15 protein-coding genes and 1 tRNA gene are annotated in these 15,830 nt (G+C 66.8%); 8 read left to right on the forward strand and 8 right to left on the reverse strand.

What is annotated here, in order from left to right; translation table 11 throughout:
• Window positions 1-7: 7 nt before the first annotated feature.
• Both EV648_RS10615 and fgd read right to left on the reverse strand, forming a co-directional pair.
• Window positions 8-601 carry a GNAT family N-acetyltransferase gene (locus EV648_RS10615; protein WP_132288347.1) on the reverse strand — a complete coding sequence of 198 codons (594 nt, stop codon included), beginning with the start codon at window positions 599-601 and terminating at the stop codon, window positions 8-10.
• A 27-nt stretch (window positions 602-628) separates the two neighbouring features.
• Window positions 629-1,633 (reverse strand): glucose-6-phosphate dehydrogenase (coenzyme-F420), encoded by a 1,005-nt coding sequence (fgd, locus tag EV648_RS10620; protein WP_132288350.1) that lies wholly within the window; start codon window positions 1,631-1,633, stop codon window positions 629-631.
• Between the two features lie 548 nt (window positions 1,634-2,181).
• On the opposite strand from fgd, the gene EV648_RS10625 reads away from it, so the two are divergent.
• The gene (locus EV648_RS10625; RefSeq protein WP_241995023.1) at window positions 2,182-3,072 is read left to right on the forward strand and encodes a carbon-nitrogen hydrolase family protein; all 891 of its coding nucleotides are present in this window, start codon (window positions 2,182-2,184) and stop codon (window positions 3,070-3,072) included.
• A 42-nt stretch (window positions 3,073-3,114) separates the two neighbouring features.
• On the opposite strand, the gene EV648_RS10630 is transcribed toward EV648_RS10625, so the two are convergent.
• The gene (locus tag EV648_RS10630; RefSeq protein WP_132288356.1) at window positions 3,115-4,005 is read right to left on the reverse strand and encodes a DUF72 domain-containing protein; all 891 of its coding nucleotides are present in this window, start codon (window positions 4,003-4,005) and stop codon (window positions 3,115-3,117) included.
• Between the two features lie 80 nt (window positions 4,006-4,085).
• Entirely contained in the window at window positions 4,086-4,571 is a 486-nt protein-coding gene (locus tag EV648_RS10635) for a hypothetical protein (protein WP_199234524.1), read from the reverse strand.
• 92 nt (window positions 4,572-4,663) lie between these two features.
• Between EV648_RS10635 and EV648_RS10640 the strand changes: the two genes are divergently transcribed.
• Window positions 4,664-5,038 (forward strand): hypothetical protein, encoded by a 375-nt coding sequence (locus EV648_RS10640; RefSeq protein WP_241995024.1) that lies wholly within the window; start codon window positions 4,664-4,666, stop codon window positions 5,036-5,038.
• Here the strand turns inward: EV648_RS10640 and EV648_RS10645 are convergent.
• Window positions 5,035-5,577, reverse strand: coding sequence for a YciI family protein (locus EV648_RS10645; protein WP_132288359.1), 543 nt, complete (start codon window positions 5,575-5,577; stop codon window positions 5,035-5,037). The two genes, EV648_RS10640 and EV648_RS10645, sit on opposite strands and share 4 nt — an antisense overlap.
• Window positions 5,578-5,918: 341 nt before the next feature.
• On the opposite strand from EV648_RS10645, the gene EV648_RS10650 reads away from it, so the two are divergent.
• Window positions 5,919-6,725: a hypothetical protein gene (locus tag EV648_RS10650; RefSeq protein WP_132288362.1), complete on the forward strand. Its 807-nt coding sequence runs from the start codon at window positions 5,919-5,921 to the stop codon at window positions 6,723-6,725.
• A 1,753-nt stretch (window positions 6,726-8,478) separates the two neighbouring features.
• On the opposite strand, the gene EV648_RS10655 is transcribed toward EV648_RS10650, so the two are convergent.
• Complete coding sequence (locus EV648_RS10655; protein WP_241995025.1) at window positions 8,479-8,718, reverse strand: hypothetical protein; 240 nt, start codon at window positions 8,716-8,718, stop codon at window positions 8,479-8,481.
• A 362-nt stretch (window positions 8,719-9,080) separates the two neighbouring features.
• Here EV648_RS10655 and EV648_RS10660 point away from each other — a divergent pair, with 362 nt between their 5' ends.
• Window positions 9,081-9,812 (forward strand): site-specific integrase, encoded by a 732-nt coding sequence (locus tag EV648_RS10660; RefSeq protein ID WP_199234525.1) that lies wholly within the window; start codon window positions 9,081-9,083, stop codon window positions 9,810-9,812.
• A 164-nt stretch (window positions 9,813-9,976) separates the two neighbouring features.
• On the opposite strand, the gene EV648_RS10665 is transcribed toward EV648_RS10660, so the two are convergent.
• Window positions 9,977-10,049 (reverse strand) — tRNA-Arg (locus EV648_RS10665).
• Window positions 10,050-10,234: 185 nt separating this feature from the next.
• Between EV648_RS10665 and EV648_RS10670 the strand changes: the two genes are divergently transcribed.
• The 4 genes from EV648_RS10670 (at window position 10,235) to EV648_RS10685 (ending at window position 14,994) form a co-directional block, all read left to right on the forward strand.
• Window positions 10,235-10,648, forward strand: a complete 414-nt coding sequence (locus tag EV648_RS10670; protein ID WP_241995026.1) for a hypothetical protein — start codon at window positions 10,235-10,237, stop codon at window positions 10,646-10,648.
• A gap of 265 nt (window positions 10,649-10,913) precedes the next feature.
• Window positions 10,914-11,492 carry a hypothetical protein gene (locus tag EV648_RS10675; RefSeq protein ID WP_132288371.1) on the forward strand — a complete coding sequence of 193 codons (579 nt, stop codon included), beginning with the start codon at window positions 10,914-10,916 and terminating at the stop codon, window positions 11,490-11,492.
• Window positions 11,489-12,703, forward strand: coding sequence for a hypothetical protein (locus EV648_RS10680; RefSeq protein ID WP_132288374.1), 1,215 nt, complete (start codon window positions 11,489-11,491; stop codon window positions 12,701-12,703). The genes EV648_RS10675 and EV648_RS10680 overlap by 4 nt, the downstream gene beginning before the upstream one ends.
• A 398-nt stretch (window positions 12,704-13,101) precedes the next feature.
• Entirely contained in the window at window positions 13,102-14,994 is a 1,893-nt protein-coding gene (locus tag EV648_RS10685; RefSeq protein WP_241995027.1) for a phosphoenolpyruvate carboxykinase (GTP), read from the forward strand.
• Between the two features lie 462 nt (window positions 14,995-15,456).
• Here the strand turns inward: EV648_RS10685 and EV648_RS10690 are convergent, their stop codons facing one another.
• Window positions 15,457-15,681, reverse strand: a complete 225-nt coding sequence (locus tag EV648_RS10690) for a hypothetical protein (protein ID WP_132288377.1) — start codon at window positions 15,679-15,681, stop codon at window positions 15,457-15,459.
• Window positions 15,682-15,830 lie beyond the last annotated feature (149 nt).

Consider the following 15,830-nt stretch of genomic DNA (forward strand, 5'->3'; position numbering starts at 1 on the left):
TCCGAGGCTAGTGTTTCGCGCCTGGTGGCGCGTAGCTGTACCAGCGTTCTTCGACGGTGTAGCCGAGGGCTTCGTTGGCGCCGAGGCTGGCGGCGTTCAGGCCGGCTCCGCCGGTGCCGAAGAGGGTGCAGCCGTCGGCCAGGAGGGCGAGGATCGAGGCGGCCTTGACCGCTTGGCCGATGCCCTTGCCGCGGTACTCGGGCAAGACAGAGGTGAATGCCGTCTCGGCGCGATCCTCGACGGCCCGGATGACCGTTGCGCCCACCAACCGCTCGCCGTCGAGGGCTCCGAAGACTCGGCCGCCTTCAAGCCAGAGGTCCTGTGTGCCAGCGAGGTCCCGTGCGGTGTGGGCTGTCGCGGGCGTGTACGGGTAGTCCGCCGCGTTCGTCGTCTCCAAGTCGCGCAGGGCTTGGGCGTACTCCGGGCCTAATTCGCGGACGGACAACCCGGCCGCGGCAGCCCGGAGTACGGCTGCTTCCAGCAGCGCACGATCGGGGTCGCGCAAACGCGCGCCCCACGACTCACCGACCACGGTGTAGCCGGCTTGCTCCAGTACTGCGCGGCGCGGATCGTCGTCGCGAACGAACTCGAAGTCAGGCATCCAGCCGGTTGTCCTGCAGGCCCGGGTTCACCCGAGCTTGCGCAGCAGCGGCAGTACGTCCGCCGAGAACTGGGTGAGGAACCGCTCCTGGTCGTTGCCCGGGCCGTGCATCACGAGGTGGTTGAAGCCGGCGTCGAGGTACGGCTGAAGCTGCGCGACGACCTCCTCCGGGTCGGACGCGACGATCCACCGCTGCGCCACCTGCTCGATCGGGAGTTCGTCGGCGAGGCGCTCCATCTCGGTCGCGCTGTGCACGCTGTGCTTCTGCTCGGACGTCAGCGACAGCGGCGCCCAGAACCGGGTGTTCTCCAGCGCCTGCTCCGGGTCCCGGTCGTACGACAGCTTCACCTCGAGCATCCGGTCCACCTGGTCGAAGGTGCGCCCGGCCTTCTCGGCGCCTTCCTTGACCGCGGGGATCAGCTTCTCCGTGTACAGGTCCATGCCCTTGCCGGAGGTCGCGATGAACCCGTCGCCCACCCTGCCCGCGTACTTCGCGACGAGCGGTCCACCGGCGGCCACGTAGATCTTCAGCGGCGTCTCGGGCCGGTCGTAGATGAACGCGTCGACCGTCTTGTAGAACGGCCCGTCGGAGCTGACGCCCTCCTCGGTCCACAGGTTGCGGATCAGGTCGACCGCCTCCCGCAGCCGCGCGAACCGCTCCTTGAACTCGGGCCACTCGCGGCCCGAGACGGCGATCTCGTTCAGCGCCTCACCGGTGCCGACACCCAGCATGATCCGGTCCGGGTAGAGCACGCCCATGGTCGCGAAGGCCTGCGCGATCACGGCCGGGTTGTACCGGAACGTCGGCGTCAGCACGGACGTGCCGATCAGCACCCGGTTCGTGCGCTCCCCGACGGCCGCCATCCACGCGAGCGCGAACGGAGCGTGCCCACCCTCGTGCCGCCACGGCAGGAAGTGGTCCGACACCGTCACACTGTCGAGCCCGAGCTCCTCGGCCCGGACCGCGTACTCCACCAGCTCCCGCGGCCCGAACTGCTCCGCGGACGCCTTGTACCCGACGCGAATGCTCACCTGAACTCCCAACTCGTCACGAACCGTCAACCCCACTCTCTCAGCCCAACCCGATCACGCCGGCGGATGTTCCACCCGACCGCCCCCGATTGAGACTCGCACCCGCCCCGAAAAGAATCCCCGCCCGTGCTCCGGACGCGGCGCGCCCCGTACTCCGGACGCGGCGCGCCCCCGTACTCCGGACGCGGGCGCGCGCCGTACTGCGGACCGCAGGCGGCGCGGCCTTCGGAGTACCGGGTTCGTGGGCGTGTTGGTTTGACGGCGGGGTGGGGGCGTAGGCAGCATGGTCGCGCGCGTGTCCTCCGCGTCACCTCCGGCGATCGTCCCCAGCGCGGTCCATCGGGAGGCAAAGGGACTGCCGTCTCAGGTCATTGTCATGGTCCGATCGTCTCGGGCGTGGTTGCTGGGGAACTGCCGTTCGGGACGTGGAAGGCCAGATGACAGCCAACGGGAATTTCAAGCGACGGGTTCGAGCCCGTGCCGCCAAGACCGGCGAGTCCTACACGACTGCTCTGAGGCACTTCCGGCCGACTCCACCAGGAGACGTGATGCCGGAATCCACCCTGCGCCTGGCCGTCGCTCAGACGAGCAGCTACGACGACCCGCGCGACATCGATCAACTCCGCGCCAGCGGCAACGAACTGCGGCGGCTCATGCGGCAGGCCAGCGCCGCCGGCGCTCGGGTCGTGCACTTCACCGAGGGAGCGACCTGCTTCCCCAGCAAGTACGTGATGTCCGTCGACGGACCCGACCAGGTCGGCGACGCCGATTGGAGCCGCTTCGAATGGGACGTGCTCCGCGAAGAGCTCGCCTCGATCGCAGCGCTGGCCGGTGAGCTCAAGTTGTGGACCGTGCTCGGCTCGGTCCACCGCCTGACCGAACCGACCAGGCCGCACAACAGCCAGTACGTGATCTCCGACCAGGGAGCGGTCGCGACGCGGTACGACGAGCGCACCTTGTCGAACACGAAGATCACCTACATGTACACCCCGGGCTCGGCGCCCGTGACCTTCGAGGTCGATGGGTTCCGGTTCGGCTGTGCGCTGGGGATGGACGTGCATTTCCCGGAGCTGTTCCACGCGTACGAGCGCCTCGACGTCGACTGTGTCCTGGTGTCGCACAACACCGCCGGGACCGAGCCCAACACAGGGACCCCCACCGAGGCCCGAGGGCACGCTGCCACCAACACCTACTGGATCAGCTATGCCGTCATCGCCAATCACAGCCCGGCGATCCCGTCCGGCGTGATCAACCCCTACGGCGAATGGGCCGCGCAGTGCGTCACGGACGGCAGTTCGTCCATCGCGGTGCTCGATATGGGGCGCACGGCTGACCACCCGTTCTCACCACTCGCCCGAACCTGGCGCAACAAGACCCGCGCGGGTCTGAGCGACGTACCGCTGGCCGACGATCGCAGTACTGTTCGCACCGGCTTCTGATCTTGGCTTGGGCGGGGAATCCGGCAGCGTGGGTTCCCCGCCTCAGGTCAGCGGGTTGACGCCGAGCCTGGCGGCGAGCGCCTCGGCGTCGTACGGCGAGTGGACCTTCACGTCGTTGTCGAAGTACACGTAGACGTCGCGGCGCTTGCGCCGCGCAGGCGGAGCCACCGTGCGGCCGTCGGTCGGCGTACCGCCTTTCTGCCAGGTCTGGATCTTCGCGGCCCAGCGGTCGAGCTCGTCGTCGGTGTAACCGCTGACGTACAACTCGTCGGCGCCGTGCAACCTGACGTAGACGAAGTCCGAGGTGACGTCGTCGAGCATCGGCCACTTGCCCGCAGTGTCTGCGCAGACCAGCGCGATGTCGTGTTCCCGCAGTAGTTCGACGAACTCCGCCTTCTCATAGGAAGGATGCCGTACTTCGATCGCGTGGCGCATGGGGATGTCCACAGGGCTGTGGAGCAAGGCCCGATCGTTCATCCGCTCGTCGTGCTTGGCGGCCAGTTCGCCGGCCTCGGCCGTTGTCCTGGGCAACAACTCGAAGAACGCGGCGAGCCGGTCCGGGTCGTAGCCCAGGGTGGGCGGCAGCTGCCAGAGGATCGGCCCGAGCTTCTCGCCGAGCGCGAGCACCCCGGAGGCGAAGAAGTTGGCCAGCGGGGCGTCCACGTCGGCGAGCTTCTTCATGTGCGAGACGAACCGCGGCCCCTTGGCCGTGAAGACGAACCCGGGCGGCGTCTCGTCGTACCACTTCTGGTACGACGACGGCCGCTGGAGCGAGTAGAACGACCCATTGATCTCGATCGAGTTCAACCGGTGCGAGGCGTACTCGAGCTCCGCGCGCTGCGGCAAGCCGTCCGGGTAGAACACCTTGCGCCAGGGCGGGTACCTCCACCCGGAGATCCCGACCCGGAACGGCGAGGCGACCCAACGATCCATGCGCACACTCTGCCAGTGCCCCTCGCCGACGTCCCGCAACACCGCGGTCTCGGCCGGCACCACGTTCGCCGTACAGGCTGCTAGCCGACGGTGGAGGGGTTGGTCGGCAGAGGCTCGGTCGAGCCGGAGTCCAGGGCTTCACCCACTCGATCCACGGCACCGCGGATCAGGTCGTCGTACGCATCCGAACCCAGTACTGCGAGCCGCTCACGCGCGAGGCGGAGATGGTGGCGCGCCTCGTCCGTCCGCGAGAGCCGCCGGTAGTCGTCGGCCAGGTTGAGCTGCAACGACGGCTGGAACGCCTCCACCTGCAGACCCGCGTGCTCGCCCGTCAACTCCTCGGACGCCCGCAGAGCGCGCAGGTCCCAGTCCAACTCGTCCTCGGTGGTCTCCTGCAGATCAGCCAGGTAGTGCGCAACCGTGCAGCGACCGAACGCATCCTCGCCCACGTCAGCCCAGAGCGCCTCGAGCTGATCACGCGCCGCTCCGCGATCCCCGCCACGCCCCACCTCGACCGCGGCCGCCAGTTGCTCCATCAACGCCTGAGTCGCCTGTGCGTCCGTCACCCCTCGATGCTCGGCCTTCGACCAACTCGAAGGTCAACCCGCCCGGCGCGCTCAAGCGGGCCGAGGAACCCGAGAGCACTTACCGTGACCGCATGGCGATTTCGAAGGGCAGCCGCGGCGAGACGTTCCTGGCCTGGGTGATCGGCGGCGGCGCGGCGATCGCGCTGCTGACGCTGACGCGGCGGAGCTGGGACGCGTGCCAGGTCGACATCGGCAAGGTCGCCAACGGGCCCACCCTGCTCTACGTCGGGCTCCCCGTCGCGGTGGTGGTGAACGTCGCCCTGTTCACCCTCGTCTACCGCCTCACCAGAGGCGGCAAGGGCTTCTTCAGCCCGCTTCTCGCCGCCGCCATCGCAATCACGATCGCCGACCTGGCTCTGTACTCCTGGGCCGGTACGCCGGCCTCGTCGCCCGGCATCTGCCCCGGCAACGTCCCTCCCTGGTGGCCCACCTGGATCCCCACCTAAGAGGACCTACCCCCGAAGCACCAGTGATGGACCTCCGTACGGCCGTCACCGCCCGGTAGCACCGCCGCTGCGTCTTCCATGTCCGCCGCCTCCACAAGCGCCGCCCACCCAAGCCGCCCGTCACCCTCGAGCTCGAGCAGTTCGCCGTACAAGATCACGTGCTCCGACACCACCGGCGCGATCTCACCCGCATCCATCCTGATCACCAGGAACCGCCCATACCCATCAACCGCGTCGGCGAAGTCCCACATGGTCCGCCCCGACACGTTGCGAAACCCGCACAACAACACCGACTCAAAAACCCCGCCCAGGTAGTACGGCTCCTCATAGGCAAACGCCCGAGCAGCCCCCACATCCTGAAGCTCGACGATGTGCATGCTCCCCGTCGACTCAGCCTCGTCCCCCTGCCCAGTCAACGTCGGCCCCCGAGCAACCAACACTTCCCCATACCTATCCATAAAATCCCAGTGCTCCCCGGTCAACCTCCCCTTGAGCCCAGCCGCCGCAACCCGATCCCGCCCATAAACAAAGAACTCCATTCCCGCACCCTAATCGGCGTCAGGAGATCGACCAGCGCCGTCGCCTGACTCACGGCTGCCGTCGACACTGCCCAACGTCCACAGTTGTCCGATCTACTCCAACTCGCTGTTGGCGGGCTGGTAGCAAGGCACCTGGCTCACCAGGTGGAAGCTTGGGCTAGCACCGGATGCAAGTCGCGCGCTGATCGCACTGAGTGACTGGTGGTCGCAGCGGATACTGCGCCGATTGAGCGGCTCGAGGACACCCTCAGCACCAAAATCCTCACAAATCGTGCTGCCGCCTTAACAAGGGGTAGCGCGATCGTCGACTCTCCGCTACACATAGGCTCGGGGGGGGACAGATGATCGAAAAAAAATGGTGGCACGCTTGGCGGTGGACGCGTCCCGCGGCCGTGGCGGTGGCGGTATTTATCGCCGCGGTATTCAAGGTGCTATACGACCAGAAGGTTCTAACAGACGCTAAGTGGCCCCCAGTGAAGGGCGTACTCACGTGGACGCTGGTCGCCACGGCGGCGTTGGTGTGCATAGACAGCGTCCTTAAGGCCAGAACGGAATTCAGGCGACCTGCACTCAACGAAAGGCGTCTAGCGGTACACAAGCCGGTCCTTGGGATGCTGGTTGCGCTCTCGATCGTCATCGACGAGAAGGTGACGGAGCTCGGGGGAAACGTCTACGTGGTAAGGAAAGGCTTCGTCCGGAGTGGCCTACGTGTGGGACGCGAGGCCCGTCTACACCGCATCGAGCGAGTGAGACTGTCCGACTATCCACAACCATCGTCGGTGCGATTTGCCAGGGGAAAAGGTGCGATCGGAAAGTGTTGGGACTCGAACCGTCCCGAGCATGTCGACTTGTTCCCACGTTCGCGCCGGTGGGCCTCCAAGGAGATCACCGAGGAGCAATGGTCGAAGATCCCTGACGGGACCAAGTGTGGCTTCAGTCGCCAGGAGTTCATTGAAGTGGTTGGCAAATACGCGGAGGTCTTCGCAATGCCGATCAAGGGTCCTACCGGTGACTTCATAGGGTGTCTGGCGGTCGACCGCATCTACGACGACCAGAGCCAGCACAAGATCCTATTGGACAGCCAACCGGTGAAAGTCGTCGTCAACGACACGGCGGCAGGCCTCGCCGAGCTTGTCAATGGACGCTAGCCTCGCATTAGAACCAGCTGGGAGGGGTCAGCATGGGCGATAAGACGTACTCAGCGGATGAAGCAGCAGCTCTCTATCAAGAGGTACTCAGGACCATGGGAGCTGATCAACGCGTGTTACGCGCGGTAGCCAAGAACGCCGAGGAACGGCGCGCCGCGCGCGGGCGCTCGAAACCAGATTCCAAGGCAAAGCCCTCCCCAACTGCGAGGTGACACACCCGTCCACTCCTGCCCTGTCTCCCTGATAGCTACAAGCCCAGATCAGCGCGGCGCAGGTCAAGGGTCGCACTTGTTCGATCCCGTCGGGACGCTCTGCGCTCTTGACCTGTGTCGTGAAGGCTGGGCAATCGAGCGGCCAGGGGACGTGGCCTACCGGCCGACGATCAGATGCCGAACAGGTCGCTCGAGATAGTTGGTCATGCGTAACCGGAGGAAGCATTCTGCCCGTTGGGCCGGCGCGCGCGCCTTGACCATAAGGGGTCAACTCGGCAGGGTCACGGCATTCAAGGCGGTTCTGTCGCCTAAGGGCTCGCCTCGGGTCCACCGCAGCCCAGGCGGCCGCTTCGTCCAGCGTCGCGGATCTGGTCAATAGCGGCTGAGGAGGAGTGCGGCCCTGCGTCCGAGCTGGACCAGCCCGGGCCGCCTGGAACTCGAAGCGGTCATCCAGAGTTCACGGATCGTCGGTCCGCGCCGCCGGCGAGCCATACTGTCGCGGTGGATGAGATCTCTCTGTCGGTTCCGCGCTATCGCCGAGATGTCGGAGTCGTCGCACCTGTCTAGGGCGGGACGGTGCACGTCGAGGTCGTCGATGGTGCGTTCCGACTGTCTGGCGCGCCCGCTGGTCTTCGTGATCCGGCGCGCTGGTTTCTCTCACTGTCGGACCCATCGGTACCAGACGGAGGCACATTCATCTCGACCCTGGCTACAGCCCTCTCAGCTTGCAGTCAGCTCCTCACTATCGCGCGCCATGACGGCGTCGCCACCGCACCTGCGACGTCCCCTGATAGCTGCCTACCCAGGCCAGCAGGACGGCGAGTGACGTGGGGACCAGCCGTTTGTCGACGGCAGGTGAAAATTGACACCGTTGAGTCAACCAACCTCGGGAACGCGAAAACCCCAGGGCATCCACCTGGCTGACCTGAGGTTTTGCTGGCGCGCTCGGAGGGATTCGAACCCCCAACCTTCTGATCCGTAGTCGGGTTCGAGGCGTCCATCGTTGACCACAGCACGCGTGAGGACACACACCGATTTAGTGGATTGTCCAGGGGTGTCCGGTCCGATCCGTGGCCGCTGTTAGCAAGCCCGTTAGCAAAGCGCCTCCGCGCACAACTCCTGCCTGGCGTCTTCCCGTCTGCCGTTCAGCCCACGCGTAGCGCGATCAGGAGCCACCAGAGGAGTCAAGGTGGAGCGCCCCGCTGGACGAACGACCTTGACCCCGCTGGTGGCTCCTGATGGTCTCTGACTGGGCTGAGCGGCAGACGGGAAGACGCACCCGCCCCGCCTCCGCCCTAGCCGGCCAAATCGACCCGTCATCCCGGAGTCGTGAGGCCCCCCCTCCGGAGGCAATGCCCCTTGATACTGAGGAAAGACACCGAGAGCGGGCGCGGGCGGTGAACGGCCGGGGGCCGCATGCGCACGTCCGCGCCTTGATCCATAAGAGCCAAATTCGGCAACTGGGATCGGCGGGAGGGTGTGATCCGCCAGGAGATCCGCGACACTAGGTGATGTACTGCCGGTCGGGTCAGAGAAACCGACTAGCTGTCCCCCATCGCCAGTTCGTGGAAGTACGTGACGGGCTTGCCCAATGCGTCGGCGTACGCGATCTCGCGGCGGGTGGCCTCCCCGATGTAGCCACCCGGGTTCACGATTCGTACCTCATCTGCGAGGTCGATCCTGCGGAGGTGCAGCTCGCCCAAGGCCCGCACGAGCAAAGGGTCCAGCACAGGCGCCTCGGTGGCCTCCGGAGCCAGGACGATCGCCAGATCGAGCGTCAAGCGCGTGCGCTCGGTCGCAAACTCCCTGCTGAAGCGGAGGGAACCGCACAGACAAACGATCTTCGGGCGAGCAACCGGCACGTTGGACATGGACACCCTTCAAGAGCCAAAGATCCCTCCAGCATTCCATGCTGCCGTTGATGCCCAGCCAGTTGGACGGCGTCAGGCGATGACGGAATGAGAGTGATCCGCGCCCGGCGAGCTGAGGTCTCCGGCTGGCTTTGGGTCGGCAGGTCGTGCGCCAGCTCCGTGATCGCCGCGTCGGGCTGAGGCTGATGCCTATCGGTCGCCTTCCGCTGGAACAGAGCCTCGCCAGTGGAGGGAGGAACGGGGCACCGCTGTCTCGACGGACTGTCGACTATGTGCATGCCGTTCTGCGCAAGGCTCTCAACGATGCCGTCCGGTCGGAGCAACTCCTCTCGTCGAACCCGGCTGAGCGGGCTAAGCGGCCTCGGCGTGAGCACCGTGGACCAGTCGACATCTGGACCGCCGACGAGCTGCGCCGCTTCCTCGACCTGATGAGTGATCACCGGCTGTTCGCGTTCTACCGCCTGGCTGCCTACTCGGGTGCTCGGCGCGGGGAGCTGCTGAACCTCCGCTGGCCTGACGTTGACTGGAAGGCACCAGCTCTGCGGATTCGCGGGCCGGTGGGCATGGTCGACGGCGCAAGGGTCGAAGGCACAACCAAGGGTGGTCGTGAGCGGGTCGTCAGCCTGGACGCTGGGACTGTCGAAGTGCTCCGGGCTCACCGCCGCCGCCAACTGGAGGACCTTCGGCTCGCTGGTGAGTCCTGGGTCGACACCGGCCACGTCTTCACGACTGGGTTCGGCCAGCCGATCTACCCGGACACCGTGAGCCAGCTCATGGCCAAGACGATCAAGGCCTACAACGAGCCTGCCGACGACGGTGATGCTCCAGAGGTCCCGCTGCCACATGCTCGGCTGCACGATCTGAGGCACGTGCACGCGACCTTGCTTCTGGTCGCGGGTGTACCGGTGCACGTCGTCGCGGACCCGCTGGGGCACGCCGACCCGTCGATCACGCTCCGGGTGTACGCCCATGTGATCCGTTCGCCACGCGGCCGGAATCGCTGATGTGTTCGCTGCTGCTGCTGACCACGTCGACGAGGACCAGGATGACGAAGACGACGGACCAGACCCGTCAGCGGTGATGCCGTGTTAGCAGAAGTGTTAGCAAGAACAGCCTCAGACAAGAAGAAACCCCAGGTCATCCACCTCATGACCTGGGGTTTCGTCTGCGCGCTCGGAGGGATTCGAACCCCCAACCTTCTGATCCGTAGTCAGATGCTCTATCCGTTGAGCTACGAGCGCCGGACAACGTTGGGTAACGATACACGGGCTGGGGGGTTGGGTGCCAATCGGGGGTTGGGTGGGGTTTGGGCGGGCTGTACTGCGGTCTGGGGGCGTCGGGATCCGGGGTTTGAGAGGGCGACGCGCCGGGGTGGGTGGGGGTGGAAAGTAGGTGGGGGAGGGGGTGTGGGCAATAGCATCCGGGGATGGATATCGGGGATTTGCTGGGCGGGCGGGATCTCAGCGATGTGAAGAAGGCGGTCGGGTTCGTGATGGAGAACTCGGACGACTTCGAGAGGATCCTCAAGCTGGTTCGGGGTGTGCCGGACGACGCGCTCGGGTACATCGGGCGGCTGCCGGAGTTGATGAACTCGGCCAGGGACAAGCTCAAGGACGCCGCCGGGATGCTGGCCGGCCTCGCGGGCGAGCTCGACAAGATCCCCGGCATCGGCGACGCGGCGGCCAAGCGGCTGAACGACGGCAGCGGCATGATCGGCGACGTCGCGTCGGAGATCGAGAGCCTCGCGGGCAACCTGCGGGACCTGTCCGGCATCCTCGCCAACGTCGGCGAGGCGCTCGCAGGCCTCGGCACCAAGCTGACCCAGTCGGCGGCTCCGTGAAGACCCTGATCAGCTGAACCACGCCTCCCTCATACGCCGAACGGCAGCACAGGCCGCCCAGTCGTGGATCGCGGTGTTACGCAAACGATTACCAACAACACGGATCCACGAATGAGTGCTGACTCAGTTCCACGGACGCACTGCTGCCCTGCGTCTGGAGATCTACGGAACCAGGCGGGGGGTGTGTGACGTCCAAGGCGCCGGGTCGCGCGTGGGTGACCGTTGATTGGTAGGGGAGGACCTTTGCGTGGCTAGGGTCGCGGGTATGGCGAGTCGACTGGTCCGGGGTACTGCGATCGCCTGCGGGGTGGCCGCGATCGCGGGCCTCGGGATCGGATACGCGTTGGGGGAACCGGTCAGTCCGGACGACATCCTCCCCGCGCGCAAACTGCCGGCGGATCTGTGCGCGCGGATCGGCGACGTCTCCACTTTGTTGCCGAAGGCCACCAAACCCACACTCGTCCAGACCGGTACGTCGACCGTCAACTGCAGCGCCAAGGCGGACGAGCAGACGCAGCCCACCCACACCGCCGCAGCGGTGAGCATCCACATCACCCCGTACGCCGGCAAGGCCGCGGGCGCGGGTCAACCGCCGTTCACGCCGGCCACCGTGGCCCGGCAGACCTTCCAGCGCAAGTCCTGGCAGGACGTCAAGGACCGGCCCTTTCCGACCAAGCTGGACAAGCGGGGGGACCTCAGCCGACAGGGCTGGCGGATCTCGGTGCTGGAACTGCGGGCCGACATCATCGTCCAGGTGGACTACACGGCGCACCCGATCGACGGGGCCGTCGCCGAGCAGGCAGCGCTGGTCCTCGCCGACCGGGCGATCTGGGAGGCGAAGTGAACCCCACCCCGCAGATCAACGGCTTCGAGCTCGACCAGCGACTGCTCGGCCACCCGCTGGCGGAGATCTGGCGCGGCCGCTCGTTCACCGGCATGGAGGTCGTCGCGCTCGTGCTGAGCGAGGCCGGCTCGGCTGATCCGCAGGTCCGCGACCGCCTCGACCTGGCCAGCCGCGGCGCCGCGCTCCGACCCGGCCAGCAGGAGACCCCGCTCTGGGCGGCGAACCTCAGCACCGACAGGCCATACGCAATCACCCAACTGGTCCCCGGCCAGTCCGGCGCCGAACGACTACTGGATTCACTCGACGGACTCCTGGGGAACGACGAGGAGTCGCTGGCCGCGGTACGAAGTCAGTTGGCCCAGTACGGCGCTGTGCCCCTGCCGCCGGCGGATCAACCGGCCGACGTCCCGTCGTACGCGCCAAGGCCGGAGACCACAGACCAAAAGAGGCCGGAGACCGTGGACCAAATGGCAGCGGCGGCTCCGGTGAACAAGATCGAGCTGGCGAGGCAGGTTCGGCGCAAGATCGGCCGGTGGACCTACCTGGTCGTCGTTCTCATCGTGCTCCTCGTCTTCACCGTCCTGTACTCCGTGGGTGCCGCGATCGGTAGTGCCGTCAAGGAGCAGCCACCGGTGGAAGGCCCCGCTGCCGCACCCGTGAGCCCGGGTCCACTCCCCTCGCCGGCGCTCCTGCCGGGTGTTCCGAAGGCCGAGGCCGCTGCCTATGCGCCACCAGTCCCGGCGGTGGGTCTGGTCGGCGCGACGTACGAGCGCGGAGCCGATGTACAGGTGGTCGGAGACGTCGGGCTGCCGTTCGCGTTCGGCTGGCCGCGGCCGCCGATCACGATCGATCTGGGCGAGTCGTCGTCGGTGCTCTACCGACGGGTGCTGACCGAGAAGACCCCGACCCAGTCCACCTTGGACGCGCGGATCGCGGTTCAGCCGTGCAAGGACCTGGCGACGTGCCTGGCCGAGCGGGCGGCGTTCGACAAGGAATGGACGACCGCCTTCAAGACGCCGATGCCGGCCACCGCGAAGGACGCGCGGACCTGGGTGACCGTGCGCAACGGGTCGCCGTACACGCTGACGATGACGCACGCCTACACCAGCGCCGGCCGATCGTGGCTGGTCGGCGTGACGGTGACCGGCCTGACCGGCGAGGAGCCCGCCACCCAGCGAGTCCTCAACGACATCTGGCGCCAGACGCAGTAACGCACCGCCAGCACCACCGACCCACTTCGGCACCGCCCGACAGGCCTGCGTCGGGCTCATCACGAGCCCCACCAGCAACAGAAGTTGCTTTCAGACCAGCTGGGACCGGAAACCGGCCGCGCGATCATCGCGCGGCCGGTCTTTTTTGCTGGGAAAGCCCTTGTCGGCGGAAATCTGTGACGGGCCTCACGTCTGAACGGTTTTCAGCACCCTCCGCGGTCGCGTACGGTTAGTACCACTTGCACACTGGTATACGCCCACTAGGCATACTGGTATGCGACAGATCACACCGCCAGCCAGTTGAATCGAACCGCCGGAGACCCCGGCGGCCGACGTCGTACCCCCTCAGCGTCGAGGGTCCAAGCCGTCGGTCGATCGCGAGAGGGAATGAGCCGCCGATGACGACCACCGCCAGCCCTGCCCATACCGAATCCGTATCCGCAACGGCTGGCCTCAGCGCCGAGGCCGCAGCTACCACCCCCACGACCTTCGACCTGAGTAACGCGCCGACCGAGCACGCGGGCCTGCTGGCCTGGGTCGCCGAGGTCGCCGACCTCACCCAGCCCGACCGGATCCACTGGGTGGACGGCTCGGACGCGGAGTACAAGGTGCTCACCGACGAGCTGATCGCCGGCGGCACGCTGGTCCGGCTGAACGACGAGAAGAAGCCGAACTCCTTCTGGGCCCGCACCGACCCGTCCGACGTCGCGCGGGTCGAGCAGCGCACCTTCATCTGTTCGGTCGACGAGGCCGACGCCGGCCCGACCAACAACTGGATGGCGCCGGCCGAGATGAAGGCCCTGATGACGGAGCTCTACCGGGGCTCCATGAAGGGCCGGACGCTGTACGTCGTGCCGTTCTGCATGGGCCCGCTGACGGCGGAGAAGCCGATGTTCGGGGTCGAGATCACCGACTCGGCGTACGTGGTCGCCTCGATGCGGATCATGGCGCGCACCGGCTCCGAAGTACTGGCGAAGATGGGCACGGACGCGAAGTACGTGCCGTGTCTGCACTCTGTCGGCGCGCCGCTCGAGCCGGGGCAGAAGGACGTGCCGTGGCCGTGCAACGACGAGAAGTACATCGTGCAGTTCCCCGAGGAGCGGACCATCTGGTCGTACGGCTCGGGCTACGGCGGCAACTCGCTGCTGGGCAAGAAGTGCTACTCGCTGCGGATCGCCTCGGCGATGGCCCGCGACGAGGGCTGGCTGGCCGAGCACATGCTGATCCTGAAGCTGATCTCGCCGGAGAAGAAGGTCCACTACATCGCGGCCGCGTTCCCGAGCGCCTGCGGCAAGACCAACCTGGCGATGCTCGACCCGACGCTGGAGGGCTGGGAGGTCGAGACGCTCGGCGACGACATCGCCTGGATGCGCTTCGGTTCAGATGGGCGTTTGTACGCCGTCAACCCGGAGTTCGGGCTGTTCGGTGTTGCCCCGGGCACCGGCTGGAAGACCAACCCGAACGCGATGCGCACGATCGAGAAGGGCAACTCGCTCTTCACCAACGTGGCGCTGACCGACGACGGTGACGTCTGGTGGGAGGGCTACTCGCAGACCCCGCCGAACCACCTGACCGACTGGAAGGGCCGGGAGTGGACGCCGGAGTCAGACGAGCTCTCGTCCCACCCGAACAGCCGGTTCTGCACCCCGATCAAGCAGTGCCCGATCATCGCCGACGAGTACGAGGACCCGAACGGCGTACCGATCTCGGCGATCATCTTCGGCGGCCGGCGCGCGACCACGGTGCCGCTGGTGACCGAGTCGCGGGACTGGGACCACGGCGTCTTCATGGGCGCGACGCTGTCGTCCGAGACGACCGCCGCGGCGGTCGGCGAGGTGGGCGTCGTACGGCGCGACCCGATGGCGATGCTGCCGTTCCTCGGCTACAACGCCGGTGACTACCTGAACCACTGGCTGACCGTCGGCAAGGACAACGACGCGTCCAAGCTGCCGAAGATCTTCTACGTGAACTGGTTCCGCAAGGACGAGGCCGGCAAGTTCGTCTGGCCGGGCTTCAGCGAGAACGGCCGGGTGCTCAAGTGGGTGATCGAGCGCCTCGAGGGCCAGGCGGCCGCGGTCGAGACCCCGATCGGCCGCGTGCCGACCACCGACGCGCTCGACGTCACCGGGCTGGACCTCAGCGTCGAGGCCCTGCAGGTCGCGCTGAACGTGGACGACGAGGAGTGGAAGGCCGAGATCCCGCTGATCGAGGAGTGGTTCGACAAGCTCGGCGACAAGGTCCCGGCCGCACTCAAGCTTGAGCTCGACGGCCTGAAGGCCCGCCTGGGCTGAGCCCTCAGTACTCCGACAGCTGACCCGGAAGCCAGCCCGTCGGACTGCAAGCGAAGCGCCCCGGCCCAGCCGGGGCGCTTCGCTGTTCCCGTCCTGCGTACGCCGGCCGCCCGCTCCCCTGACCCGCCTGGCGAGGGTCTTGATAGAGCTGCCGCGACTCTTGATAGAGCATCGCGAGGAACCGCCGGCGAACCTTGAAGCCGATTCCGGGGACGCCTTGGATCGTTAGGTGTTCACCCGTTCGCGACGAATCGACCAGCGACCCATCGGATGCCGTAGCTCGTACACGGCACGCAAGCCGGCGCTGGATCGCGGTGACGGTCGGGCCCTGGCCGGTCCGAATGGCGAGGCCAGGCGCAGTGCGCTTCGCAGTACCGCGGGGGCTGGTGGCGGGTTAGTTTCACCGGCCGCGTTGAGCAAGCCGATGGACTGCGGCCCTCAGCGAACTGTTGGCTGCCGCGCTCAGCAGTGGGGGCCGAGTTGGTCGAAGGGGACTCGGCGAGTCAGTTCGTGCCCTCCTGCGTCTGTGTACTGGATCAGGGCGATCCAGCCGTTGCCGCAATGCAGGCGGCCGATCAGCCAGGCGGAGCGCCAGTCGTCGTCAGCCAGCGCGACGACGTGCGCGGGAAGTTCCAGTCCCAGGATCGATCGGAGGTCCAGCTGCGGCCGGACGGCCGAGTCCGTCATCACCACCACACCCTCTCGTGAGGCCTTCGAATAGAACCGGCACCCCGTTCTCCGAACCGCGGCCTCACGAACCGGGCGTCCCCGACACTACCCAGACCGATGCCGCTCGCGCGGCCTTCTGCGCACCGCGAAGTTGCCACGGAAGCGTT

Source organism: Kribbella sp. VKM Ac-2568 (assembly GCF_004345365.1).
Classification (GTDB): domain Bacteria; phylum Actinomycetota; class Actinomycetes; order Propionibacteriales; family Kribbellaceae; genus Kribbella; species Kribbella orskensis.